The sequence below is a fragment of the Streptomyces sp. NPDC044061 genome (assembly GCF_056434305.1).
In genome coordinates this window covers 182,470-205,971 of sequence record NZ_JBWKFL010000009.1, presented here as the reverse complement: position 1 = coordinate 205,971, position 23,502 = coordinate 182,470, and the positions used below count along the sequence as shown (strand labels likewise).

Genomic DNA, 23,502 nt, shown 5'->3' with positions numbered 1-23,502 from the left:
TCCTTGGACGTCGGGCCGGGCGGCGGTCAGTGGCGGGCGGGGTGGAAGACCAGCTGCTGGTCGGCCGGTGAGTAGCCGCTGAGGGTCACGGTGGGGCCGTGGGTGGGCAGCGACGGGTCGGGGAAGTCGGCCGCCACCGGCTGCCGGCCCTCGGGCCGCCGGTCCATCGTCGGGAACTCCACCGGGAACGGCGCGCCCCGCTCGATCTGCCGCGCGTAGAACTCCAGCCACCGGGTGTTGTCGAAGCTCACGGCGGCGATGACGCGGCCCTGGTAGCCGTACACGCCGACGAACCGGCGCTCGGCCAGCGAACCCTGTGTGACCATGAACTGATCGGCCATGGGCGGCACGCCGACCGACTTGATGTTCACGCCGAACATCGAGGACCAGAAGGCGGGCATCCACAGGTGCGGCCGTCGGTCGGCCCCGTGGCAGATCATGTTGTGCGCGGCCGTCTCCGCCTGCGCGACGGCGTTGCCCCAGTGCTCGAGCGAGAGGAACTGGTAGCCGAACAGCGCGTGCGGGGAGCGCGCGACGTCCCCCGCGACGAAGACGTCGTCCGTGACGATGCCCCGGAAGTCGAAGGCCCGGCAGCCCGCGTCACAGGCGATGCCCCGGGGCCCGGCGCCCAGCCCCGACCCGGCCAGCCAGTCCGTGTTCCGCAGCGAACCCAGCGAGACCACCACGACGTCCGCCTCGACGACACTCTCGTCGGACAGGTGCACGGCCCGCACCCTGCCGACCGAGTCGCCCTCCAGCGAGGTCACGGTGACCCGGGTACGCAGATCCACGCCGTTCTCGGTCTGCAGATCGGCGGCGACCGCGCCGATCACTCCGCCGAGCGCTCCCACCAGCGGCGCACCCGCGCGCTCCGCCACGGTGACGGAGATGCCCATCTCCCGGCAGGCCGAGGCGACCTCCGAACCGGCGAACCCCGCACCGATGACGAACACGCGGCGCGGCCCCGCCTTCAGCCGCTGGTACAGATCGACCGCGTCGTCCCGTGTCCGCAGCAGGCAGACGCCGTCCAGCCGGCCCTCCTCCTCCTTGAGCCAGGGCCGGGCCCGGACACCGGTCGCGATGAGCAGCCGGTCGTACTCCACCTCGTCCCCGTCGGCCAGCCGCACCCGCTTCGCCGACAGGTCGAGACCGGCCGCCGGGACGCCGAGCCGCCACTTCGCGTCGATCTCCCCGCGGTGCGGCAGATCGGTGTGGCGCGGCGACGCCATGCCCAGCAGGACACCCTTGGACAGCGGCGGCCGGTCGTAGGGCTCGTACGGTTCGTCGCCGATCAGGGTGAGTTCCCCGCCGAAGCCCTCGGCGCGCAGCGTCTCGGCCGCCCGCAAGCCGGCCAGCGAGGCGCCCACGATCACGATCCGGCCCTCGTGCCTGAGCCACTCCATGTAGTCAGCGGCCATCGGACGCCTCCCGGCCGGACGAGGCGTGCTCACCCGTACCGTCCAGACCGTCGGCCGTGATCGCCTGCACCGGGCAGGCGGCGACGGCACGCGCCAGCCGCTCGCGCTGCTCCTCGTCCGGCCGCGGGTCGTAGATCAGCGACTCCTCGCCGTGCATGGCGAAGACATCGGGCGCGAGGAACGCGCACTGGGCGTACCCCTGACACTTGTTGAGATCGACGACAAGCCTCATCGACGCTCCGCCCTTCCGGTGGCCAGGTCCGGTGCGCACCACCGCGTCGCGCGCGGGCTCTCCGGACGGCGGTCATGTCCCGCTCGCCAGCATGGGAGCCCGGCCGGAGGCCTCGCCCGCTGGGGCGAGCCGTTCGGGTGAGCGACCGGCCGGGTGGGGAGCCGCCGCCGGGCCGGGTCACGCGGACACGGCGGTACGGGGCCTTCGGCGGGCGCTCGCCCCGATGATGTAGACGCTGATCACCAGTGCCCAGGCGGGGAACACCAGTTCCACCCAGGGCACCTTCGAGGAGACGAAGAGCAGGATCAGGGCGGTCAGCAAGCCCAGCGCCGAGAGCCAGCGCGGCAGGACGCCGAGGCGGTGTCCGATCACCGACAGGGAGCACACGAAGACGGCCGCCATCCGCATGGCGTACCCCGTCAGCAGCGTGTACGCGAAGTTGCGGCCGAAGTCCCAGGTGGGCACTCCGGGACTGCCGCCGGAGGGGTGCGCGAGGGCCAGGACGGCTCCGGCAGCCGCGGCGGCGCCGAACAACGTGGCGGTGAAGACCAGCCCGCTGCCGAGGAAGACGGTGGCGAGGAACTTGTCCTCGACCGCGCCCACGTGCTCCCGTACGGCGCCGACGAACCACAGGAAGAAGATGCCGGCGAACGGCACCAGCTCGAGGGCCGTCTGCACCGCGCGGCGCCGGGAGGAGCCCGTGAAGCCAGGAGCGGTGACCGCCTCGGCGCCCTCGGGGAACCCGAGCCGGATCAGGATGATCGTCGCCGCCAGCAACAGCGCGAACACGACTCCGGCCAGCCCGGCGGCACGCGGGGTCTCCAGCGCCTGCTGCCCCGGACCCTTTCCCTGCATCCCCGGCCCGCCTCCTTCGCATCGGCCCCGGGACCAGCAAGCCGACATCGCGCCGTCCCCGCCACCGGGGGAGGCCACATGGCCGAGTTCGGGCGCGGCGGCGATACGGGTGGGTGGGCCCCTGGGAGAGGCTCCCCGCTCTTATCGGCTCGCGTCCCCCACGGCAGACTGCGTAGCGTGACCGTCCATGCCTGAACCTGCCGACCCCACCCCCGGTGGGTTGCTGCGCGAACCGCTGCCCCTGCGCGGCCGCGTCGCCCTGGTCACCGGCGCCGGCCGACGCGCCGGCATCGGCCACGCCGTCGCCCGGCGGCTCGCCGCGTACGGGGCGAGTGTCCACCTGCATCACCATGTGCCGCACGACGCCGCGATGCCCTGGGGTGCCGATGACCCCGAGGCCGTCGCCGGCTCCGTGCGCGAGGCGCTCGGCGACCCCGGGGCCCGGGTCACCTCCGGACCCGGTGATCTGGCCGACCCGGCGGCACCGGCCCGGCTGGTCGACGCCGTCACAAGCGAGTTCGGCCGGCTCGACATCCTCGTCGCCAACCACGCCATGAGCGGATCCGACGGCACCCTGGACGAGATCGACGCCGCGATGCTGGACGCCCACTGGGCGGTGGACACCCGCTCGGTCCTGCTGCTCGTCCAGGCCTACGCCCGCTCGCGCGCCCGGCTCCCGCGGGGCACCCCCGGCGGGCGCGTCGTGATGATGACCTCCGGACAGGACATCGCGGGCGGCATGCCCGGCGAGATCGCCTACGCCCTGCAGAAGGGCGCCCTCGCCTCGATCACCCGCTCCCTGTCGACCGCCCTCGCCGAGCACGGCATCACCGTGAACACCGTCAACCCCGGCCCCGTCGACACCGGTTACGCCACCGGCGAGGCGCACGCGGCCGTCGCCGCCCGGTTCCCGGCCGGACGCTGGGGCCGGCCCGACGACCCGGCCCGGCTCGTCGCGTGGCTGGCCACCGACGAGGCGGGCTGGATCACCGGTGAGGTCGTCAACTCCGAGGGCGGCTTCCGGCGTTGACACCCCGAAGGGGTCAGAGCCGGGACAGCTCGTCCACCAGGTCGTCCAGGCCCAGCGAGCCCTGCGAGAGGGCCGCCATGTGCCAGGCCTTCAGGTCGAACGCGTCGCCGTGCCGCTCGCGGGCGTTCTCGCGGCCCAGCAGCCAGGCCCGCTCACCGAGCTTGTAGCCGATCGCCTGGCCCGGAATCGTCAGGTACCGGGTCAGCTCGCTCTCCACGAAGTCCGCGGGACGGCTGCTGTGCGAGCCGAAGAACTCCTGCGCCAGCTCCGGCGTCCAGCGCTCACCGGGACGGAACGGCGAGTCCGCCGGGATCTCCAGCTCCAGGTGCATGCCGATGTCGACGATCACCCGGGCGGCCCGCATCATCTGCGCGTCCAGGTAGCCGAGCCGCTCCTCGGGGTCCGTGAGGTAGCCCAGCTCGTCCATCAGACGCTCCGCGTACAGCGCCCAGCCCTCCGCGTTGGCGCTGACCCCGCCGACCGTGGCCTGGTAGCGCGAGAGGTTCTCGGCCACGTGCGCCCACTGCGCGAGCTGCAGATGATGCCCGGGCACGCCCTCGTGGTACCAGGTGGACACCAGGTCGTACACCGGGAACCGGGTCAGCCCCATGGTCGGCAGCCAGGTCCGGCCGGGACGCGAGAAGTCCTCGGAAGGGGCCGTGTAGTACGGGGCGGCGGCACCGCCGGGCGGCGCGATGCGCGACTCCACCCGCCTTACCCGCTCGGCGAGTTCGAAGTGCGTGCCGTCCAGGTCGGCGATGGCCCGGTCCATCAGACCCTGCAGCCACTCCCGGACCTCCTCGACACCCTCGATGTGCCGCCCGTGCTCGTCCAGGTGGGCGAGCGCCACCCACGGCGTCTCCGCACCCGGCAGGATCTTCTCCGCCTCCCGCTTCATCTCGCCGAGGATGCGGTGGAACTCCGACCAGCCGTACGCGTACGCCTCGTCCAGATCGAGGTCGGTGCCGTTGAAGTAGCGGGCCCAGCGGGCGTACCGCTCGCGGCCCACCGTGTTCGGGGCGCCCTCGACGGCCGGCGCGTACACGTCCCGCATCCAGTCGCGCAGCTCCACCACGGCGGCGGTCGCCGTGCGGGCCGCCTCGTCCAGCTCGGCCCGCAGCGTCTCCGGGCCGGCGGCGGCGAAGTCCTCGTACCAGCCGCGGCCCTTGCCGTCGGTGTCCGACCACTCGGTGAGCTGCTCGACGAAGGTGGCGGTCGGCCGCGGCGCCGCGTACAGCTTGCGCTCCAGACCGAGCGCCAGGGACTCCCGGTAGCCCGCGAGCGCGGCCGGCACCGCGCGCAGCCGCTCGGCGATCGCCGCCCAGTCCTCCTCGGTCTGCGCCGGTGTCACCGTGAAGATGTCCCGCACGGAGTGGCCGGGCGTGCTCATGTTGCCGACCGCGCGCAGGTGCTCGTCGGCCTCGTGCACGGCCAGCTCGGCGGTCAGCCGCTCCCGCAGCAGCCGGCCGCAGCGACGCTCGACGTCACTGTCCGCGCCGGGCAGCCGCTCCGCCTCCTCGAGCCGGGCGAGGGTGCTCCGCGCCAGCTCCGCGAGAGCCTCCTGGCCCCGCGGGGAGTAGTCGGGCAGCCTGCTCGAACTCTCCTTCACACCGAGGTAGGTACCGGTGACGGGGTCGAGGGCGATGAGGTCGTCCACGTAGGCGTCGGCGACCTGGCGGGGCAGCAGGCTCTGGATCTCAGACATGGCGCCCATCCTCGTACGGGGAGTATGCCTGCGTCACCCACGTATCCCTGATTCAGCTCAGGGCGTGGCCGGAGGCAGCATCGGTCCGCAGTCCCACTGCTGGAAGATCAACCGGGTCTCCACCCGGGCCACTTCCTTCCGTGCGGTGAACTCGTCCAGCACCAGCCGCTGAAGATCGGCCATGTCCGCCACGGCCACATGCACCAGGTAGTCGTCCGGTCCGGTCAGATGGAACACGGTCCGCGACTCCGGCAGCGCGCGGATGCGTTCCACGAAGGGCCCCACCAACTCCCGGCGATGCGGCCTGACCTGCACCGACAGCAAGGCTTCCAGGCCCCGCCCCAGCTTCGCCGGATCGAGCCGGAGCTGATGGCCGAGGATCACGCCCGAGCGGCGCAGCCTCGTCACCCGGTCCAGACAGGTCGACGGCGCAACGCCCACCTGCGCGGCGAGGTCGCGGTAGGTGGTCCGGGCGTCGTTCTGCAGCAGCCGCAACAGATGGAGGTCCACCGGATCCAGTACGACAGATTCGGCCATTGGCCGAACGTAGCACGGTGTTCGATTCCGGTGAACCGTTCACTGTTCACTCTTCCGCCCATGGACACAGCGAGCACGGGTGCCTACGACGCCGTACGCACCGCATCGAGAGCACTGGCCACCGAAGCCGTGCACGCCGGGCGCGACGACCTCGCCCGCCAGGGCCTGCACGCCCCGCCCATCGACCTGTCCACCACCTACCCCTCCTACGACAGCCGCGGGGAGGCCGCCCGCATCGACGCCTTCGCCACCGACGGCGCCGACCCGGCCGGGCCGCCGATCTACGGCCGCCTCGGCAATCCGACCGTCGCCCGCTTCGAGACCGCCCTCGCCAGGCTGGAGGGCACCGAGTCCGCCGTCGCCTTCGCCAGCGGGATGGCGGCGCTCAGCGCGGTCCTGCTCGCCCGCTCGGCCATGGGCCTGCGCCACGTGGTCGCCGTGCGGCCCCTGTACGGGTGCAGCGACCACCTGCTGACCGCCGGGCTCCTCGGCACGGAGGTGACCTGGACCGACCCGGCCGGCATCACCGACGCGCTGCGCCCCGACACCGGTCTCGTGATGGTCGAGTCGCCGGCCAATCCCACCCTCGCCGAGGTCGACCTGCGGGCCGTCGCCCACGCCTGCGGCTCGGTACCGCTGCTCGCCGACAACACCTTCGCCACGCCCGTCCTGCAGCGCCCCGCCGAACAGGGCGCGCGACTGGTGCTGCACAGCGCCACCAAGTACCTCGGCGGCCACGGCGACGTCCTGGCCGGCGTGGTCGCCTGCGACGAGGAGTTCGCCGGACGGCTTCGGCAGATACGTTTCGCCACCGGTGGTGTCCTGCATCCGCTGGCCGGCTATCTGCTGCTCAGGGGTCTGTCCACGCTGCCGGTGCGGGTCCGCGCCGCCTCCGCGAGCGCCGCCGAACTGGTCCGCCGGCTCGCCGCCGACCCGCGCGTGGCCCGCGTCCACTACCCGCGCCTCGGCGGCGCGATGGTCGCCTTCGAGGTGCACGGTGACCCGCACGAGGTGATCGCCCGGGTGGGCTTGATCACCCCGGCGGTGAGCCTGGGCAGCGTCGACACCCTCATCCAGCACCCCGCATCCATCAGTCACCGCATCGTCGACGCCGACGACCGGCGCGGGGCCGGGGTGAGCGACCGGCTGCTGCGGATGTCGGTGGGCCTGGAGGACGTCGACGACCTGTGGGCGGACCTGGACCACGCCCTGGGGGAGCGGAACCGGACGCCGGTGCCGCTGCGGGAAGCCGTGCGCTGACGGGGTTGCGCACGACGACGGCCCGGCGGGAGACCGCCGGGCCGTACGACGAGCCGGATCAGTCGCGGCGCGCCGTGCCGCCGAGCCGCTGCTCGCTCGCGTCGAACGGTCGCCGGGCGGCGGCGGGGACGGTGTCCAGGCGGGCCGTGATGACCAGGGTGCCCTCCTCGATCTGGTAGTCCAGGGGCAGCCCGAGACCGCGCATCGCGGCCACCATCCCGGTGTTGGAGGCCTGCGTCACCGCGTACACGCTCTCGCAGCCCGCCTCCACCGCCATCGTCACCAGACGGCCGAGCAGCTCGGCGCCGATCCCGCGCCGCTGCCACTCGTCCTCGATCAGCATGGCGACCTCGGTCTCGTCGCCGTCCCACAGCAGATGCCCGAGGCCGACGATGCGACCCGAGCGGGTCTGCGCGGCCAGCGTTCGCCCGAAGCGGGGGCTGAGCAGATGGGTCAGATAGCGGTCGGCGTCGCCGACGGGCCCGTGGTACCGCATGCCGAGGGTGCGCTGCGAGCACCGCTCGTGCATCGCCCGGGCCGCCGCCAGGTCGCCGGTGTCCACGCGGCGCACGGCGATGTCGTTGCCCTCGGGCAGCGTCAGCACGTCGTGGCCACGCGGGATCCGCGGACCGAGCCGGCTGTCCAGCTCCACGAGCGCCCTGGCCCGCGCGAACTCGGTGGGTGTGAACGGCAGGTAGGGCCGCTCCAGGGTGAGCACGCCGCCCTCCGGCGCCCGCAGCCGCATCACGGTGTCCTCGAGAACCCCCTCGACCGGCACGGGCTCCGGCCCGCGGCCCCCGCCGACTGGCCTCGCGGGCAGGGAACGGATCGTGCACCGGCCCAGCAACTGCCGGAGTGCCAGCGGCAGTTCCGCCGCGTCCAGCGCGGTGCGCGCCGCCAGACCGAGGACCCGGGTGGGCGCGTCCACCAGGTCGTGGGCGTCGGCCCGCTCGATCCACGTGGACGCGCCCCCGGCCAGCGAGACCGCCCGGGTGATCTCGGCCGCCGTCAGCGCCCGGGGCGCCCGCAGCAGGAACTCGTCCACCGTGCCGTCGGCCAACGGGTGCGTCTGCAGGCTGAGGATGTCGACCCGTCGTCCGGCCAGCGCCGCGCAGAGCGCCGCCAGCGAACCCGGCTCGTCCTTCACCGTCGTCCGCATCCGCCACAGCGTGCTCGCCGCATCCACGTCCTGCTCCGAGGCGTCCGCTTCCGGCGAGGGCCCGGCCGGCCGCGGTGCGGCGGTCGGCCGGGCATCGGTATGCTCGGCCGGCGGTGCGTGCCCGTGGCGCCGAGCCCACCAGGTGTGGAAGCCCGCCGTCGCGGCCAGCACGATCGCCGAGATCACCAGCAGCGTCGGACCGTCGGGCCCGTGCCCGATCAGGTTCGCCACTCCGTCGGCCACCGCGACGGCCGTGAACAGGGCGGCGAGTTCGACGAGGTCGCGCCGCCAGTGGTGCACGGGCCGTCCGTGCCTGGCCCGGGTCACTTGAGGCATGTCTGGAGTCATGCAGCCACTGTGAAGGAACGGTGTTGCGTGATCACGAACGGTTTGTGACCGATGGGTAAAGCATGCTTCCGCCCTTTTTATTGCGATTTCTACTGGTGTGGTGTGCGGGGATCCCGGCACGCGTCGGGCGGCCACCTCCTCGGCCGGCGCGTCCCGCAGCCGCCGTGCCTCGGTGACCAGGCGGGACGAGCCGCCGCGGGCGGCGATCGCCGCCAGGTGCGGCACCTCACCGCGTGCCCCGGACCGCTCGGCGCATTCGGCCGCCACCGCCATCAGGTCCCCGAGGCCCCGGGCCGCCACCGCCGCCGCCTCCGGGCGGGCGGTCACGAGGCCGGCCAGCGGAACGGGCAGCAGCGCGTGCCGGAGCATCTCCCACACCGTCGCGTCGGCTCCCGTGGCCGCCTCCGTCCGCAACGAGTCGGCCGGCCGCTGCGGCTTCACCGCACCGCGCCCCACCAGCTCGCCCAGATCGGAGCCCAGCCGCGCCGCGTCCAACTGCCCCCGCGCGGCGAGGACCAGCAGGGCGTCCACGGCGGCGAGCCGGTCCTCCTGGTGCCGGGCACCGAGCCCGTACGCCACACACAGGTGCACGGCCTCGCCCGCCGCACCGCCCGCCTCGGCGAGCAGCGGCAGCACCGCCGCGCCCCGGTCGTCCTCCACCGCCGTGTCGGCCAGGTCGTGCAGTATTCGCGCCGCGACCAGCTCCCGCCGCTCCGGGAGCACGGCGAGCCAGTGCCGGCGTATCGCGTGGTCCCAGTGGTTGCAGCGCCAGAGGTCGCCGAAGACGGACATCGGCCGGCCGAGCCGGTGGAAGTCCTGCGGGAAACCGTCCTGCAGCTCTAGAAGTTCGGCGAGCTCCAGCAGGATCCGGACGCCCTTGGTGCGCCGCCTGATCTCGGGAACGGTGTTGCCCGTGCCCAGCCGGCGGGCCAGCCGCGCCCCCTCCGGCGTGCCGAGCGCCTGGCTTGCCGCGCCGCCCGCTCGGCCGCCGCGCGGTCGTCCCTGCGCACCCGCAGCAGAGCCTGGGCGAAGTCGGTCGCGCCGACCCGGGCGTCCAGCCGCCGGTACTCGGCCAGGCGGGCCACCAGCTCGTCCGGCTCCAGCAGGCTCGTGCTCCAGGTGGGCGTGGCCAGCAGCAGCGGCATGGGTTCCGTGCGCAGCCGGTACGCCAGCTCGCGGAGCCGGGAGCCGAAGACCCGCGCGAGGCCGCTGTGCGTGCACTCGTGTTCCTGCGGACCCCGCCGCCTCGCCGCGCGGAGCGTCGCCGTGCTCACCGTGCCGTGCACGGCCGCGAGGAGTAGGTCGAGACCGTCCTGGGCGTTGAAGAGGCCGTAGCGGGAGTTGCCGAACATGTCGTCCGTGCGCGGCCACTGCCGGTGCTCGTCCCTGGCCCACCACCGGTGCGCGACCACCGGTACGAGCGCCTCCCGCAACCCGGCCGGGTCCTGGTACGCGTGCCGCACCAGACCGTCCAGCGCCCGCTCGAACGCGGCCACGTCACCCTCGGAGGCCGGCAGCGCGCCCATCTCCTCGGCCACCTCCTCCGCCGTCGGCGGCGCGGGCGCCAGCCGCACGGGCTCCGGGGCGGGCGGCAGCACCTCCTCGTACACCTCGTCGCGGCCGGCCGCAGCGACGCCCAGCGCGGCGACGGCCCGCGTCCGCAGAGCCGGAGTCGAGTTGCGGGCCTGGAGCCGGGCCGCGCTCCGGGGGATGACGCCGGAGCGCGGACCGGCTCAGAGGGTACGGGACCCGGTGGCCCCGCCGGTGTCCTACTGGCCGACCCGGCCCGGCTTCAGGGTCTGCGTGAACAGCACCGTGCCGTCCTGCTCGCGCAGCCGTACCGTCAGCTCGCCGCTGTCGCCGTCGATGTCGACCTCGCCGAAGAACTGGTAGCCGCCGGCGGGCGAGACGTTCGACGCGGTCGGCGCCTTCACGAACACCCGCTCAGGACCGAAGGTGTCGTCCAGCGCGCTGGCCGGGAACGCACCGGCGTTCAGCGGTCCGGAGACGAACTCCCAGAACGGCTCGAAGTCGGTGAACGCGGCCCGCGACGGCTGGTAGTGCTGGGCCGAGGTGTGGTGCACGTCGGCCGTCAGCCACAGCGTGCCGGTGATCCGGCGGTGCTTGATGAACCGCAGCAGCTCGGCGATCTGCAGCTCACGGCCGAGCGGAGCGCCCGGGTCGCCCTGCGCCACCGCCTCGAAGTTCGGCCTGTTCTCCATCAGGTCGGGCACCACCAGACCCAGCGGCATGTCGGCGGCGATCACCTTCCACACCGCGCGCGACCGGGACAGCTCGCGCTTGAGCCACTCCAGCTGCTCCCGGCCGAGGATGCCCTGCGGGTCCACCGTCTGGTCGTCGGGCGAGTTGGCGTTGCGGTAGGTCCTCATGTCCAGCACGAAGACGTCGAGCAGCGGGCCCTGGCGCAGCACGCGGTGGACGCGGCCCTCCCGCGCGCCCGGCCGCAGCGTGGAGATCGGGAAGTACTCGCTGAACGCCCGCCGGGCGCGCGCCGCCAGCACGTCGACGCTCTTCTCGGTGTACCGGGTGTCGGTGGATGCGATCACCTCGCCCGGATACCAGTTGTTGCGCACCTCGTGGTCGTCCCACTGGATGATCGACGGCACCTGGGCGTTGAACCGCCTGAGGTTCTCGTCGAGCAGGTTGTAGCGGAAGTTGCCCCGGTACTCCGCGAGGGTCTCGGCGACCTTGGCCTTCTCCTCGGTGGTGATGTTCCGCCAGGTGCCGCCGTCGGGCAGGGCCTGGGTGGCGGTGATCGGGCCGTCGGCGTAGATGTTGTCGCCGCTGCACAGGAAGAAGTCCGGGTCCAGCTTCGCCATGGCGTCGTAGATCCGGTAGCCGCCGCGGTCGGGGTTGATGCCCCAGCCCTGCCCGGCCAGGTCGCCCGACCACAGGAACCGCACGCCGTCCCGGCGGCGCCGGGAGACGGTGCGGAAGGTGCCCGTCACGGGCTCGCCGGTACGGCGCGGGTCGTCCGGGTCCGCGAGCAGCACGCGGTAGTGGATCTGTTCCCCGGAGGGCAGGCCGTGCAGCCGGGTGGTGCCGGTGAAGTCCGTGTCGGCGCCCAGCAGCGGGCCGTGCCATCTGCGCGGGTCGCGGAACGACTCGGTGGCCGACGTCTCCACGATCATCCAGGCCGGACGGTCCGAACGCACCCATACCAGGCCCGAGTCGGCGGTCACGTCGCCCGTCTGCACGCCCCAGCCCGCCTCGGGGCGGCCGGAGAGGGCGAACGCCGGCGCCGCGGCGAGGCCCGCGGGCAGGCTCAGGGCCGCCGACGCGGCCAGGGAGCCGCGCAGTACGCTGCGGCGGCCCGGGAACGGACGGTGTGACATGGCTGCGCCTCCTGGGACGGGTTCCGGCCAGTGTGCAGAGCCACACCTACTGGGGCGCCGAGACGCGCACGCGAACCGCAGGTGAACAACCGGACGGCGGGCCGGAGATCAGTGTCTCGGCGTGTGCGCTGGGCGGCGAGGTGGGGTTCGCGGTCCTCGCCGTGCCGGTGCTGCGTCCGCTCGGTCCGCGGCTGCTGTCCGCGACGGTGTGCGGCGTCGCCGCCGTCGAGGCCGCCCTCGCCGGCGCCGTCCTGGACGGGGGCGCGTGGCTGCGCCGTCCCGCCGCCACGGAGACGGCCGCGCTGCTGTGGCAGGCGGCCGTCGTCACCGTCGTCGGCTTCGTGTGCTGGTACATGGGGATGGAGCGGCTCGGCGCCGAGCGGGCCACGCTCTTCTCCGGGCTCATCCCGGTGGCCGCCGCCTGCACCGCCCCACTCGTCGGCACCGGCGCCTGCGGGCCCGCGCAGGCCGTGGGCAGCGCCCTGGTGGGCGCCGGGGTCGATCTCGGCTCCGGCGCGCTGGGCCCCGCCGTCGCACTCCGGCCCGCCGCGCGCCGCCGAAGCGCCGCCGCGGCACCGGGCGCCGACCACGCGCTGCCGGTGCGGGAGCCAGGACCCGGAACGCCGGAAACCCGCACCTGAGCCGTGGGGCGTCCTCCGGGCTGACGACGGGAGCCGGGCGACCGGGGCCGGGCCCGTGCCGTTCAGCGGCTGCCGTCGAGGATCACGCGCGCGACCAGCGCCGGGTCGTCGTTCATCGGGCAGTGTCCGCAGCCGGGCAGTCGTACCAGCCGGGCGTGCGGAATGATCGTCTTGGCGCGGATGCCCTGACGGCGCACCAGCAGCCGGTCCCGGGTGCCCCAGGCGACGGTGACCGGCAGGCCCGGCAGATCGTCGGTGAACCGGACGGTGCTGCCGGCCCGCAGGGTCGCGTCGAAGCCGGTGGCCCCCGCGAGGGCGAGCGTCTCGGCGACCACGGCCTCGGGCGCACGGCGGGCGGGACGGCCGTAGATGGTGCTCGTCAGCGCGGTGCGCCCGGCCGCGGTCCGCGACAGGCGCTCCACCAGGGGCAGCGGGAGCCGCTGGGCGATACCGCGCATGGTGAGCAGCAGCCCGAAGGCGTATCGCCGCTCGGCCTCCGTCCAGAACCCGGCCGGGGAGAGGGCCGTGACGGACCGCACGAGCTTCTCGCGGCCCAGCTCGAGGGCCAGCAGGCCGCCCAGCGAGTTTCCGGCCACGTGCGGGCGGTGCAGCTCCAGGGCCTCGAACAGGGCGCCGAGCACGGAGTTGGTGGTGGGGAGGTCGTAGGCCAGACCGCCCGGCAGGCCCGGGGACGCGCCGAAGCCCGGAAGGTCCACGGCGATCACCTCGCGTTCGGTGGCGAGGATGTCCACCACCGGGTCCCAGGCCTGCCGGTGGTGGCCGATGCCGTGCAGCAGGACCAAGGGTTCGCCGCGTCCCACGCGCGCGTAGGAGACGGTCACGTCCTTCCGGCCGTGCGGAGTGGGGACCTTGAAGGAGACGGTGGCGGACATGGGGGTGCTCCTCGACTGGGCTGCTGACGGACGCCGTAGACAGCTTGTCAGCAATTGCTACCAGCGGGTAGCCCCCGGTCGCCGCGCGCCCGCCGCGCCCGCACGCCCTCAATGCCTCCGGCGCACCTCGAAGTTGAAGAGGGTCGGCTGGGTCGGGCCACTCCCTGGCACGGCGATTCCGCCTGGACACCGGCGGGGCGTGTCGGCTGGGATGGGGTGGTGAGCGCCGACACCGTGACCGACGTCTTCGAAGAGCACCGGCCCCTCCTCATGGGAGTCGCGTACCGCATGCTCGGCCGTGTCGCCGACGCCGAGGACGTGGTCCAGGACGCCTGGCTGCGCTGGTCCCGCGCCGACCGTGCGGAGGTCCGAGAACCGCGCGGCTACCTCGTGCGCATCACCGCCCGGCTGGCCATCGACCGGCTGCGCCAGGTGAAGGCGCGCGGCGAGGCGTACGTCGGCCCGTGGCTGCCCGAGCCGTACGTCACCGAGTTCGGCGACGCGGTCCCGGACACCGCGGAGCGCGCCCTGCTCGCCGACTCCGTCTCCCTCGCCGTGCTGGTCGTCCTGGAGTCGCTGTCGCCGCTGGAGCGCGCCGTCTTCGTCCTCAGGGAGGCGTTCGGCTACCCGTACGCCGAGATCGCCGCGCTGCTCGACCGCGGCGAGGCGGCGGTACGGCAGCTCGCCGGGCGGGCCCGCCGGCACGTCGAGGAACGGCGGCCGCGCTACGAGGTCGACCCCGCCCAGCGCCGTGATCTGACCGAACGTTTCCTCGCGGCCGCCGTCGACGGCGACCTCCAGGGTCTGATGTCCCTGCTCGCGCCCGAGGCGCGGCTCGTCGCCGACAGCGGCGGCAAGGCCAAGGCGCCGGTGCGGATCCTGCACTCCGCGGACAAGGTGGGCCGTTTCCTGGCCGGCGTCGCGGCCAGGAACGTGACCGACCTGTCCTTCCGGCTCGTCGAGGTCAACGGGGGCCCCGCCGTGCTCACCCTGGCCGGGGGCAAGCCCGACACCGTCTTCCAGGTGGACGTCGCCGACGGTCTCGTCAGCACGGTGTACATCATCCGCAACCCCGACAAGCTGCACTCCCTGGCCGGCCACTGAGCCGTGCGCCCCGCAGGCCCCCGTCGTGCGACGGGGGCTTTGCCGGGATGTCACACATGCGGCCACGTACGAACGCCTCGTGAACGCTCCACGGCGCGGGGCCCGTGCGTCGCCCCAGGGATCGAGGATTGGTCTTGACCAAGGGTGACGGCCGCCCTATGGTCGCAGATAAGTGCAACAACCTTTAATAAACAAGGGCGCTAAAAACCGCCGGACCACGGCTCTTGCGGAGGACAGGGTGGGGACCACGCAGCTGGAATCGGTGCCGGAACCGAAGTACTGGCATCTCAAGACCGTGCTCAGTGAGGCACTGGACTCCGAGTTCTCGGTCGGCGAGATCCTGCCCAACGAACGCGACCTGGCCGCCCGCTTCGGCGTGGCCCGCGCCACGCTCCGCCAGGCCCTGGAACAGCTGGAGCTGGAAGGCCGGCTGCAGCGCCGCCGCGGTGTCGGTACGACCGTGGCGCCGCCGCGCGTGGGCGTGGACGTCGGCACCGAGCGGCACACCTGGCCGGGGGCCGGCGAGGACGCCTGGCAGCCCGTCGACTGCGACCAGTCCGCACCGCCGGCGGCCGTCGCCGCGGCCCTGGAGACCGGTTCCGGCGAAGCCGTGCACACCGTGCGCCGCTCCCGGATGTCCCACGGACAGCTCGTCGCCACCGAGCTGCTCTACGTCCCGGCCGCCTCGGTGCCCGACCTCACCGCGATCGACGCCCCGTCCGGCCCGGCACGCGCGCGTGCGGTGCTGCGTGAGCTGCAGCGCCTGGAGCTCGAGGGCCAGGACCGTGCCGTCGAGCTCGGCTCGGCCCGCGCGGACGACGCCAAGGACCTCGACCGGCTGCCCGGCGCGCCCGTCCTGATGGTCACCACCCGCTTCTTCGCCGAGGGCCGCACCGCCGCGCTCTCCGTGGCGACCTACCGCGCCGACACCTGCCGCCTCACCTTCGGCGACTCGCCCGACGTCGAGATACACCACGACCCCGAGCAGCGGGCCTCCTGACACCGCGCACACCTCGCCGCGCCCCGGAACTCCACCGGGGCGCCGGGCGTTTCACGGGTGCCGGGTGAGCGGTGGGCAGGCGGAGGAAAAACGGCCTGGCGAGCGCCGGCCGGGTCTCCGCCCCTTTCACCGGCGCGCCGTCACCGTGCCCTCCACCGCGAACAGCTGCTCCTCCACATGGTCGAGGGCCAGCCGCAGGGCGCCCGTGGCCACGGCCGCCTCGCCGAGCACGGAGAGCGCCACCCGGGGCGGGCGCAGGCAGTAGCGGGCGAGTTCGCGGCGCAGCGGATCGAGTACCCCGTCCAGGCCGGCCGCCCAGCCGCCGATCACGACCAGCTCCGGGTCGAGGGCCAGGACCAGCGCGGCCACGTCGTGGACGAGTCGCTGGATGAACCGCTCGACGGCCGCCCGTGCCCGCTGGTCGCCCTTGCGGGCCAGCGCGAACACCTCGGCGACCGCCTGCTCGTCCAGCGGGTGCAAGGGCTCGTCGGTGGTGGACAGCAGGGTCTCCGGGGTCGCCTCCCGGCCCAGCAGATGCAGCGCGCCGATCTCCCCGGCAGCCCCTCCGTACCCGCGGTGCAGCCGTCCGCCGATCAGCGAACCCGCGCCCGGACTGAGCCCGGCCAGCACGAACACCACGTCGTCCGTCTCCGTCGCCGCACCCTTCCAGTGCTCGGCGACGGCCGCCGCGTTGGCGTCGTTCTCCACCAGCACCGGGCACTTGAAGGAGCGGCTGAGCCGCTCACCGAGCCGCAGGCCCGTCCACTGCGGCAGTGCCGTGCCCAGCCGTACCGTCCCGTCGGCCTCCACGATGCCCGGGGTGCCCACGCCCACCGCCCGCAGCGAGCCGCGTGCCACCCCGGCCCGGCGCAGCAGCTCTGCCACCGCGCCGCGCAGCCGGTCCAGCCGCTCGTCCGCGGGGGCCGTCTCGTCCACCTGCTTGGCCTGCGCGCCGATCACCCGCCCGTCCAGGTCGGACAGGAGCGCGGCGACCCGGTGGGCGCCGATCTCCAGGCCCAGCAGATGCCCGGCCTCGGCCCGGAAGCGGAACCGGCGGGCGGGCCGGCCCTGGCGGCGTGCGGTGCCCTCCTCGGCGGCCTTCTCGACCACGAGCCCGGCCTCGATGAGCCCTTCCACGACCCCCTCGACCGTCGGCCGGGACAGTCCGGTGACCCGGGCGATCTCGGTGAGCGTCGCGCAGTCCGTGGCACGCAGCGCGTGCAGCACCACCGCGGAATTGATCCTTCGCAGCAGCGACGGATCGCCACCGGTCAGCTGCCCCACCGTCCGTCCTTCCAGCTCGCGGCCGTGTTGGGCGGATCGTACTCGGCCCGGCGCACCCCGGCGAGTGGCGGGCCACCGACCCGCTGTCCGGCAGTTCCCGCCTGCCCGCGGATCAGCCCGGCGCGACGAACCCCGACTCGTAGGCGGCGATCACCGCCTGGGTGCGGTCGCGCGCCCCGAGCTTGGCCAGTACGGCACTCACGTGCGACTTCACCGTCTCGGTCCCGACGACCAGCCGGCCGGCGATCTCCGCGTTCGACAGACCCCGCGCCATGAGCCGCAGCACCTCCGCCTCCCGCTCCGTCAACCCGGCATCCGAAAGCGGGGCACTCGGCGGCCGGTTGCCGCCGTACCGGGCCGCGAGTTGGCGTACGGACGCGGGGAACAGCAGCGAATCGCCCTCCGCCACCAGCCGCACCGCGTGGACGATCTCGGCCGGCCGCGCCCGCTTCAGCAGGAACCCGTCGGCTCCCGCGCGCAGCGCCTCGTACACGTACTCGTCCTCCTCGAAGGTCGTCACCACGAGGATCCTGGGCGGGGCGTCGACCGTGCGCAGCACCGCGCGTGTGGCCTCGATCCCGTCCATCAGTGGCATGCGGACGTCCATCGCGACCACGTCCGGGCGCAGTTGACGCACCAGCGGGATGACCGCCGCCCCGTCGGCCGCCTCGCCCACCACCTCGATGTCGGGCTGGGCCTCCAGCACGGCGCGCAGACCCGCGCGGACCAGGGGTTCGTCGTCTACGAGGAGTACGGTGACCGGCATCCGGCCAGCGTAGATCAACCGAGCGGCAGCTCCGCGCGCACCTGCCAGTCCCCTTCGTCGGGCCCCGTAAGGGCGTTGCCCCCGAGCAGAGCGGCGCGCTCGCGTATGCCACGCAGCCCGCTGCCCCGCCCGGGGCCCGGTATCGCGGCCGTCAGCGGATTGCGGACCTCCAGGAGGAGCGTGCCGTCGGCGACGGACACGCGGACCCGCACCGGCACGGCTCCCGCGTGCCGCAGCACATTGGTGAGCGCCTCCTGCAGGATGCGGTAGCCCTCGCGCGAGACCGGCCCCGGCACCGCCGCCAGCGGTCCCGTGACCTCCGCGTCGACCTTGGCGCCGGAGGCGCGCGCCGAGTCCAGGAGGCGGTCGGCGTCGGCCAGTGTGGGCCGGGCGCTCGCCGGCCGCTCGGACTCGCGCAGCACTCCGAGCACCCGCTCCAGATCCTCGAGGGCGGCCCGGCCGGTCTCCTCGATGGCCACCAGGGCCCGTTCGGTGAACTCCGGATCCCCCGCCGCCCGCGCGGCCCCCGCCTGCACCACCGCCACCGTCAGGGCATGCCCGATGGAGTCGTGCAACTCGCGTGCGATGCGGGTGCGTTCCAGCAGCTGCTCGGTGCGCTCCTCCAGTGCGGCCAGCCGCTCCCCCGCGGACGGCCCGAGGAGCCGGCGGGCGAGGGCGGTGACCAGCGCGCCGAGGCCCGCCACCACTCCGTACAGGGCGAGCAGGGGAAGCGGGGCGAGCAGCCCGTACGCCCAGTGCGGCCGTGCCCAGGCCAGCAGCGGGGAGGTGGGGTTGGCGTACCCGCAGGCGAGCCGGACCAGTTCGTAGGTGAGGATCGGCAACCACACCGAGGCGAACGTCGTCGGCACCGCCAGGAGCATCCGAAGCTCCAGCCACAGCACCGTGCGCCCCCGGTCGCGCCAACTCGCCGACGGGGTAACGGAGATGCCCGTCTCCTCCCTGCCGGGCGTCAGCAGCAGGCGGGCCTGGACGCCCTCGCCCACCCGCACGGCGGGCACGAGCCCGACCGGAACGAGGACGAGCGCGGGCACCCATGGCTTGGACATGTCGATGAACAGCCACACGCTCTCCATCAGCATGGGCACCCACAGGTGCAGCAGGCGCGTGTACGTCGTCCCGCGCAGCAGCGGGCGCAGGAAGCGGGCCATGGGGCCATCCTCGCAGGCGGCACCGACAACGGGCCTCCCCCGCAGGGGGGAGACGATCTCCACCGGCGGGGGAGGAGCCGAACGCCGCACCCGGCCAGGCTGGAGCCATGACCAGCATCGACGTACGAGACCTCACCAAGGAGTACGGCAGCCGGCGGGCCGTGGACCACCTCACCTTCAGCGTCCGCCCGGGCCGTGTCACCGGCTTCCTCGGTCCCAACGGCGCCGGAAAGTCCACCACCATGCGGCTCGTCCTCGGCCTTGACCGGCCGACCTCGGGCACCGCCACGATCGGTGGGCACGCCTACGGCGAACTGCGTGAACCCCTGCGCCGGGTGGGCGCCCTGCTCGATGCCCGGGCCGCGCACGGCTCCCGCACCGCGCACGCCCATCTGCGCGCCCTGGCGGCGAGCAACCGCATCCCGGCGCGCCGGGTCGACGCCGTCCTGGAGGAGACCGGGCTCGCCTCGGTGGCCGGACGCCGGGTGAGGACGTACTCCCTCGGCATGCGCCAGCGGCTCGGCATCGCCGCCGCCCTGCTCGGCGACCCCGAGGTGATCCTGCTCGACGAACCCGCCAACGGCCTCGACCCCGAAGGCATCGTCTGGATCCGCACCCTGCTGCGCGGGCTCGCCGCGGAGGGCCGTACCGTCCTGGTCTCCAGCCACCTGATGCACGAGACCGCCGCCTTCGCCGACCACCTGGTGATCCTCGGCCGCGGCCGCCTCCTCGCCGACACCCCCGTCCAGGAGTTCATCCACGCGCGTGTACGGCCCGAGGTCAGGATCCGCACCACCGACGCCGCCGCACTCGGCGACCTGCTCGCCCGCCACGGGCACGACGCCTCCCGGAGCGAGGACGGGACCTGGACCGTGCGGCACGCACGCGTGGACGACATCGGCCGTCTGATCTCCGAGGCGGGCGTACCCGTACTGGAACTGGCCGCCCGGGAGGCCACCTTGGAGCAGGCCTACTTCGATCTGACCGCCGCCGAGACCGAGTTCACCGCACAGCCCCAGGAGGCCTGACCATGCCGTTCGCCCCCGTTCTGCACGCCGAGTGGATCAAGGTCCGGACCCTGCGCCCGCTCGTCGGCAGCCTGGTCGCGATCCCCGCCTTCACCGCCGCGTTCTCCGCGCTCGCCGCCGCCGACGCCGACGGCACGGACCCGCTGTTCTCGGCGTTCTTCGGCGTCAGCTTCGGGCAGATCGCCGCGATCGCCTTCGGTACGACAGCCCTGTCCTCGGAGTTCCGTGACGGTGCGCTGCGGCTGTCCCTTTCGGCCGTGCCCGACCGGCGGCGCTGGTTCGCCGCGAAGGCGACGGCGATCGCCCTGCCCGTGCTCGCCGTCGGCCTCCTCACCGGCCTGGTGACGCTGCTGGTGGGCAAGGCCGTTCTCGGCGCCTCAGGTCCCAACTGGACCGAGGGGCTGCGCGGCGCCGTCGGCTGCGGCCTCCATCTCACGCTGATGGCGCTGTTCGCCGCCGGACTCACAGCCGTGCTGCGCAGCGGTGTCGCGACCCTCTCCGTACTGATCCCGTTCCTGCTGATCGTGTCCTTCGTGATCGGCGACATGTCCTCGGGCGTCGCCGACCTCCTGCCCGACCGCGCCGGTCAAGTGGTGCTGCACAGCACCTGGGACGGCGTCCTCGGCCCCTGGAGCGGACTCGCGGTGAGCGCGCTGTGGACGGCGGCCGCCCTGCTCGCGGGGGCCTGGAGCGTGTGGCGCAGGGACGCCTGACGGCACGCCAATTGTCAGTGGGGCCCGCTTTACTGGATCACATGGACATCGCGAAGTGCCTGACCCTCATAGACCGGCTGTGCGCCCGGGAGTTCCCCGCGGTGTACGGCCGGTCGGAGCACGGCGAGAGCGGTCCCGGCTATCACATAGCCGCATTACAGACCAGTGGTGACTTCTGGGAGGACGACGGCACGGCGTGGGAGGAGACGGCGGCCCAGTACGAGGCGGACCGGGACGGCCTGGCGGAGCGGCTGACGCAGCGATGGGGGCCCGCGCAGCACTTCAGTCTGCGCGGCGTCTTCGGCCGGACCATGGAGGGCGAGGACGTCGAGGAGCCGTGGGCCGGCCTCAGTGAGCACGTGCCGGACGTCCAGCTGTGGGAGGCCGGCGGCTCGGGCCGGTGGGTCGCGCTCGGCGTGTCCCACTGGGACAAGGAGCTGCCCCTTCAGCTCCTCGGCGTGGTGACCGAAACGGACCCTCCCTGATCCGTCGTGTCCGCCGTCTCCCGCAACCGCGCGAACTCCTCCGCCATGGTCGCCGCCGTCCAGTGCGCGTTCAGCCCACTGGGGTTGGGCAGCACCCACACCCGGGAGTCCCCGACGGTCCGCTCCTGTGGACCCACCTGCGCGGCGCGGTCGCCGAAGGCGGCCCGGTACGCGGTCACCCCGACCACGGCCAGCCACCTCGGCCGCCACCGCGTCACCTTGGCCGTCAGCAGCCGCCCGCCCTCGACGTACTCCTCGGCGCTCAGCTCGTCGGCCCGCGCGGTCGCCCGCGCCACCACGTTCGTGATGCCCAGCCCGTACGACAGCAACTCCCGCTGCTCGGCGGGCTTCATCAGCCTCGGGGTGAAGCCGGACAGGTGCAGCACCGGCCAGAAACGGTTGCCCGGACGGGCGAAGTGATGACCCGTGGCCGCCGTCATCAGGCCCGGGTTGATGCCGCAGAACAGCACATGGAGACCGTCCGCGACCACGTCCGGGACGAGACGGTCGCGGGCGGCCTCCAGTTCCGCCTGGGTGAAGCGGGGGGAACGGGTCAGAGGATCGCTCCGGGGGTGTAGCCGGCGGCCTCCGGGTGCTGCTTGACGATCTCCTCGATCCGGCCGACGACCACGCCGACCTGGGCGGCGGCGGCACCGGTGAAGGACAGCTTGTCGGCCATCAGCGCCGCCAGCTGCTCGCGGTCGAGCGGCAGTCGCCCGTCGCCGGCGAGCTTGTCGAGCAGGTCGTTGCGCTCCGCGCCCTGCTCGCGCATCGCGAGCGCGGTGGCGACGGCGTTCTCCTTGATCGCCTCGTGCGCGACCTCGCGGCCGACTCCGGAACGCACGGCGCCCATGAGCACCTTGGTGGTGGCGAGGAACGGCAGGTAGCGGTCCAGCTCGCGGGCGACCACCGCCGGGAAGGCACCGAACTCGTCGAGCACGGTCAGGAACGTCTCCAGCAGGCCGTCGAGGGCGAAGAACGCGTCCGGCAGCGCGACCCGGCGCACCACGGAACAGGACACGTCGCCCTCGTTCCACTGGTCACCGGCCAGCTCGCCGGTCATCGAGGCGTAGCCGCGCAGGATCACCATCAGGCCGTTTACACGCTCGCAGGAGCGGGTGTTCATCTTGTGCGGCATCGCCGAGGAGCCGACCTGGCCCGGCTTGAAGCCCTCGGTGACCAGCTCGTGCCCGGCCATCAGCCGGATCGTCTTGGCCAGCGAGGACGGCGCCGCAGCCAGCTGTACCAGGGCGGTCACGACCTCGTAGTCCAGCGAGCGCGGGTAGACCTGGCCGACCGAGGTGAACGCCTGCGAGAAGCCCAGGTGCCGGGCGATCCGGTCCTCCAGCTCGGCGAGCTTCGCCGCGTCGCCGCCGAGCAGGTCCAGCATGTCCTGAGCGGTGCCGACCGGGCCCTTGATGCCGCGCAGCGGGTAACGGCCCAGCAGCTCCTCGACGCGGCCGTACGCGACCAGCAGTTCGTCGGCGGCGGTCGCGAACCGCTTGCCGAGGGTGGTGGCCTGCGCGGCCACGTTGTGCGAGCGGCCCGCCATGACCAGCTCGGCGTACTCGCCCGACAGCTTGCCGAGGCGCGCCAGGACGGCCACCGTGCGGTCGCGCATCAGCTCCAGCGACAGCCGGATCTGCAGCTGCTCCACGTTCTCGGTGAGGTCACGGGAGGTCATGCCCTTGTGCACGTGCTCGTGCCCGGCGAGGTCGTTGAACTCCTCGATCCGCGCCTTCACGTCGTGCCGGGTGACCTTCTCGCGCTCGGCGATCGAGGCCAGGTCGACGGTGTCGAGGACACGCTCGTAGTCGGCGATCGCCTCGTCCGGCACCTCGATGCCGAGGTCCTTCTGGGCCCGCAGCACGGCGAGCCAGAGCTGCCGCTCCAGCTTCACCTTCTGCTCGGGAGACCAGAGCGTGGCGAGCTCGGTGGAGGCGTAGCGTCCGGCGAGGACGTTCGGGATGCGGGGCTTGGCGGGCGCTGAAGTCACGTAGACGGATTCTACTGGCGATTCGTGCAGGCCAGCGCCACGGGGTTGTTCGGCGGAAGCTACGAGACGTGCGCCACGCCGCCGAGGCCGCCCGGATTCTCCCCGTCCACCCTGTCGTCCGCGCCGTCCGCGTTCGCCCCGTCGCCCGGGCCGTTCCCGTCCGCCCCTTCGTCCGTGTCGTCCCCGTCCGCCAGTTCGGCCAGCACGTCCGCGTGGCACGGCTCCGGCGCGCACCAGCAGGCCAGCGTCCTGCCCCGCAGTTCCGCGACCAGGTCCAGCAGCTCCGGCCGCTCCAGCAGGCGGGTCCGGTACATCGCCATGACCTCGGCCCGGGTGCCGTCCCGCTTCCTCTTCGGGGTGTCGTAGGCGAACGGGTTGTACAGCGGGTGCCGGGGCAGGTCCCAGCCGCCCATCGTCCAGCGGCGGCCGACGTAGACCACGTCCGAGGGGGCGTGCTCCAGCCGGGGGCCGAACTCGTGGATCCGGCCCCTGAGGTTGATCACCCGGGTGGTCATGGCGGAGA

At 73.5% G+C, this 23,502-nt stretch carries 21 protein-coding genes and 2 pseudogenes; 8 read left to right on the top strand and 15 right to left on the bottom strand.

Going from position 1 to position 23,502, the window contains the following annotated elements; genetic code table 11:
- Positions 1-26: 26 nt before the first annotated feature.
- The 3 genes from AC07CM_RS17075 to AC07CM_RS17065 form a co-directional block, all read right to left on the bottom strand.
- Positions 27-1,418: an NAD(P)/FAD-dependent oxidoreductase gene (locus tag AC07CM_RS17075; protein ID WP_478877184.1), complete on the bottom strand. Its 1,392-nt coding sequence runs from the start codon at positions 1,416-1,418 to the stop codon at positions 27-29.
- Positions 1,408-1,650, bottom strand: coding sequence for a ferredoxin (locus tag AC07CM_RS17070; protein ID WP_478877183.1), 243 nt, complete (start codon positions 1,648-1,650; stop codon positions 1,408-1,410). Before AC07CM_RS17070 ends, AC07CM_RS17075 begins: the two co-directional genes overlap by 11 nt.
- Positions 1,651-1,827: 177 nt before the next feature.
- Positions 1,828-2,505, bottom strand: coding sequence for a hypothetical protein (locus AC07CM_RS17065; protein ID WP_478877182.1), 678 nt, complete (start codon positions 2,503-2,505; stop codon positions 1,828-1,830).
- 187 nt (positions 2,506-2,692) lie between these two features.
- Here AC07CM_RS17065 and AC07CM_RS17060 point away from each other — a divergent pair, with 187 nt between their 5' ends.
- Positions 2,693-3,535: an SDR family oxidoreductase gene (locus tag AC07CM_RS17060; protein ID WP_478877181.1), complete on the top strand. Its 843-nt coding sequence runs from the start codon at positions 2,693-2,695 to the stop codon at positions 3,533-3,535.
- Positions 3,536-3,548: 13 nt separating this feature from the next.
- On the opposite strand, the gene AC07CM_RS17055 is transcribed toward AC07CM_RS17060, so the two are convergent.
- Positions 3,549-5,240 carry a DUF885 domain-containing protein gene (locus AC07CM_RS17055; RefSeq protein ID WP_478877180.1) on the bottom strand — a complete coding sequence of 564 codons (1,692 nt, stop codon included), beginning with the start codon at positions 5,238-5,240 and terminating at the stop codon, positions 3,549-3,551.
- A gap of 57 nt (positions 5,241-5,297) precedes the next feature.
- Positions 5,298-5,777: an Lrp/AsnC family transcriptional regulator gene (locus AC07CM_RS17050; protein WP_478877179.1), complete on the bottom strand. Its 480-nt coding sequence runs from the start codon at positions 5,775-5,777 to the stop codon at positions 5,298-5,300.
- 60 nt (positions 5,778-5,837) lie between these two features.
- Between AC07CM_RS17050 and AC07CM_RS17045 the strand changes: the two genes are divergently transcribed.
- Positions 5,838-7,037, top strand: a complete 1,200-nt coding sequence (locus tag AC07CM_RS17045; RefSeq protein ID WP_478877178.1) for a trans-sulfuration enzyme family protein — start codon at positions 5,838-5,840, stop codon at positions 7,035-7,037.
- A gap of 58 nt (positions 7,038-7,095) precedes the next feature.
- On the opposite strand, the gene AC07CM_RS17040 is transcribed toward AC07CM_RS17045, so the two are convergent.
- The 3 genes from AC07CM_RS17040 to AC07CM_RS17030 all read right to left on the bottom strand — a co-directional run bounded on the left by AC07CM_RS17040 (position 7,096) and on the right by AC07CM_RS17030 (position 11,900).
- Positions 7,096-8,544 carry an N-acetyltransferase family protein gene (locus tag AC07CM_RS17040; RefSeq protein WP_478877289.1) on the bottom strand — a complete coding sequence of 483 codons (1,449 nt, stop codon included), beginning with the start codon at positions 8,542-8,544 and terminating at the stop codon, positions 7,096-7,098.
- 839 nt (positions 8,545-9,383) lie between these two features.
- Entirely contained in the window at positions 9,384-10,142 is a 759-nt protein-coding gene (locus AC07CM_RS17035) for a DUF7824 domain-containing protein (RefSeq protein ID WP_478877177.1), read from the bottom strand.
- Between the two features lie 171 nt (positions 10,143-10,313).
- On the bottom strand, positions 10,314-11,900 hold the full coding sequence (locus AC07CM_RS17030; protein ID WP_478877176.1) for an alkaline phosphatase D family protein: 1,587 nt from the start codon (positions 11,898-11,900) through the stop codon (positions 10,314-10,316).
- 98 nt (positions 11,901-11,998) lie between these two features.
- Here AC07CM_RS17030 and AC07CM_RS17025 point away from each other — a divergent pair.
- Positions 11,999-12,541: pseudogene (locus AC07CM_RS17025) on the top strand (EamA family transporter); the annotation flags it as partial.
- A 62-nt stretch (positions 12,542-12,603) separates the two neighbouring features.
- Here AC07CM_RS17025 and AC07CM_RS17020 read toward each other — a convergent pair.
- Positions 12,604-13,434 carry an alpha/beta fold hydrolase gene (locus tag AC07CM_RS17020; RefSeq protein ID WP_478877175.1) on the bottom strand — a complete coding sequence of 277 codons (831 nt, stop codon included), beginning with the start codon at positions 13,432-13,434 and terminating at the stop codon, positions 12,604-12,606.
- A gap of 219 nt (positions 13,435-13,653) precedes the next feature.
- Here AC07CM_RS17020 and AC07CM_RS17015 point away from each other — a divergent pair, with 219 nt between their 5' ends.
- Positions 13,654-14,538, top strand: a complete 885-nt coding sequence (locus AC07CM_RS17015) for an RNA polymerase sigma-70 factor (protein WP_478877174.1) — start codon at positions 13,654-13,656, stop codon at positions 14,536-14,538.
- Positions 14,539-14,776: 238 nt separating this feature from the next.
- The gene (locus AC07CM_RS17010; protein WP_478877173.1) at positions 14,777-15,538 is read left to right on the top strand and encodes a GntR family transcriptional regulator; all 762 of its coding nucleotides are present in this window, start codon (positions 14,777-14,779) and stop codon (positions 15,536-15,538) included.
- Positions 15,539-15,664: 126 nt separating this feature from the next.
- Here AC07CM_RS17010 and AC07CM_RS17005 read toward each other — a convergent pair whose 3' ends face one another.
- The 3 genes from AC07CM_RS17005 to AC07CM_RS16995 form a co-directional block, all read right to left on the bottom strand.
- Complete coding sequence (locus tag AC07CM_RS17005) at positions 15,665-16,822, bottom strand: ROK family transcriptional regulator (protein WP_478877172.1); 1,158 nt, start codon at positions 16,820-16,822, stop codon at positions 15,665-15,667.
- Between the two features lie 112 nt (positions 16,823-16,934).
- Positions 16,935-17,588, bottom strand: a complete 654-nt coding sequence (locus AC07CM_RS17000; RefSeq protein ID WP_478877171.1) for a response regulator — start codon at positions 17,586-17,588, stop codon at positions 16,935-16,937.
- 14 nt (positions 17,589-17,602) lie between these two features.
- On the bottom strand, positions 17,603-18,757 hold the full coding sequence (locus tag AC07CM_RS16995) for a sensor histidine kinase (RefSeq protein ID WP_478877170.1): 1,155 nt from the start codon (positions 18,755-18,757) through the stop codon (positions 17,603-17,605).
- Between the two features lie 107 nt (positions 18,758-18,864).
- Here AC07CM_RS16995 and AC07CM_RS16990 point away from each other — a divergent pair, with 107 nt between their 5' ends.
- The 3 genes from AC07CM_RS16990 to AC07CM_RS16980 are packed head-to-tail and all read left to right on the top strand — an operon-like array spanning position 18,865 to position 20,983.
- Positions 18,865-19,785 (top strand): ABC transporter ATP-binding protein, encoded by a 921-nt coding sequence (locus AC07CM_RS16990; RefSeq protein ID WP_478877169.1) that lies wholly within the window; start codon positions 18,865-18,867, stop codon positions 19,783-19,785.
- 2 nt (positions 19,786-19,787) lie between these two features.
- Positions 19,788-20,498 (top strand): ABC transporter permease subunit, encoded by a 711-nt coding sequence (locus AC07CM_RS16985; RefSeq protein ID WP_478877168.1) that lies wholly within the window; start codon positions 19,788-19,790, stop codon positions 20,496-20,498.
- 41 nt (positions 20,499-20,539) lie between these two features.
- Entirely contained in the window at positions 20,540-20,983 is a 444-nt protein-coding gene (locus AC07CM_RS16980; RefSeq protein ID WP_478877167.1) for a hypothetical protein, read from the top strand.
- Here AC07CM_RS16980 and mug read toward each other — a convergent pair.
- The 3 genes and pseudogenes from mug to AC07CM_RS16965 all read right to left on the bottom strand — a co-directional run.
- Entirely contained in the window at positions 20,944-21,474 is a 531-nt protein-coding gene (gene mug, locus AC07CM_RS16975) for a G/U mismatch-specific DNA glycosylase (RefSeq protein WP_478877166.1), read from the bottom strand. The two genes, AC07CM_RS16980 and mug, sit on opposite strands and share 40 nt — an antisense overlap.
- 62 nt (positions 21,475-21,536) lie before the next feature.
- Positions 21,537-22,979, bottom strand: a complete 1,443-nt coding sequence (gene purB, locus AC07CM_RS16970) for an adenylosuccinate lyase (protein ID WP_478877165.1) — start codon at positions 22,977-22,979, stop codon at positions 21,537-21,539.
- A 185-nt stretch (positions 22,980-23,164) separates the two neighbouring features.
- Positions 23,165-23,494: pseudogene (locus AC07CM_RS16965) on the bottom strand (DUF4326 domain-containing protein); the annotation flags it as partial.
- Positions 23,495-23,502 lie beyond the last annotated feature (8 nt).

What these genes read in the sequence shown, in the direction of transcription:
- AC07CM_RS17075 (WP_478877184.1), bottom strand. Translation starts at nt 1,418, where the DNA reads ATGGCCGCTGACTACATGGAGTGGCTCAGGCACGAGGGCCGGATCGTG.
- AC07CM_RS17070 (WP_478877183.1), bottom strand. Translation starts at nt 1,650, where the DNA reads ATGAGGCTTGTCGTCGATCTCAACAAGTGTCAGGGGTACGCCCAGTGC.
- AC07CM_RS17065 (WP_478877182.1), bottom strand. Translation starts at nt 2,505, where the DNA reads ATGCAGGGAAAGGGTCCGGGGCAGCAGGCGCTGGAGACCCCGCGTGCC.
- AC07CM_RS17060 (WP_478877181.1), top strand. Translation starts at nt 2,693, where the DNA reads ATGCCTGAACCTGCCGACCCCACCCCCGGTGGGTTGCTGCGCGAACCG.
- AC07CM_RS17055 (WP_478877180.1), bottom strand. Translation starts at nt 5,240, where the DNA reads ATGTCTGAGATCCAGAGCCTGCTGCCCCGCCAGGTCGCCGACGCCTAC.
- AC07CM_RS17050 (WP_478877179.1), bottom strand. Translation starts at nt 5,777, where the DNA reads ATGGCCGAATCTGTCGTACTGGATCCGGTGGACCTCCATCTGTTGCGG.
- AC07CM_RS17045 (WP_478877178.1), top strand. Translation starts at nt 5,838, where the DNA reads ATGGACACAGCGAGCACGGGTGCCTACGACGCCGTACGCACCGCATCG.
- AC07CM_RS17040 (WP_478877289.1), bottom strand. Translation starts at nt 8,544, where the DNA reads ATGACTCCAGACATGCCTCAAGTGACCCGGGCCAGGCACGGACGGCCC.
- AC07CM_RS17030 (WP_478877176.1), bottom strand. Translation starts at nt 11,900, where the DNA reads ATGTCACACCGTCCGTTCCCGGGCCGCCGCAGCGTACTGCGCGGCTCC.
- AC07CM_RS17020 (WP_478877175.1), bottom strand. Translation starts at nt 13,434, where the DNA reads ATGTCCGCCACCGTCTCCTTCAAGGTCCCCACTCCGCACGGCCGGAAG.
- AC07CM_RS17000 (WP_478877171.1), bottom strand. Translation starts at nt 17,588, where the DNA reads ATGCCGGTCACCGTACTCCTCGTAGACGACGAACCCCTGGTCCGCGCG.
- AC07CM_RS16995 (WP_478877170.1), bottom strand. Translation starts at nt 18,757, where the DNA reads ATGGCCCGCTTCCTGCGCCCGCTGCTGCGCGGGACGACGTACACGCGC.
- AC07CM_RS16990 (WP_478877169.1), top strand. Translation starts at nt 18,865, where the DNA reads ATGACCAGCATCGACGTACGAGACCTCACCAAGGAGTACGGCAGCCGG.
- AC07CM_RS16985 (WP_478877168.1), top strand. Translation starts at nt 19,788, where the DNA reads ATGCCGTTCGCCCCCGTTCTGCACGCCGAGTGGATCAAGGTCCGGACC.
- AC07CM_RS16980 (WP_478877167.1), top strand. Translation starts at nt 20,540, where the DNA reads ATGGACATCGCGAAGTGCCTGACCCTCATAGACCGGCTGTGCGCCCGG.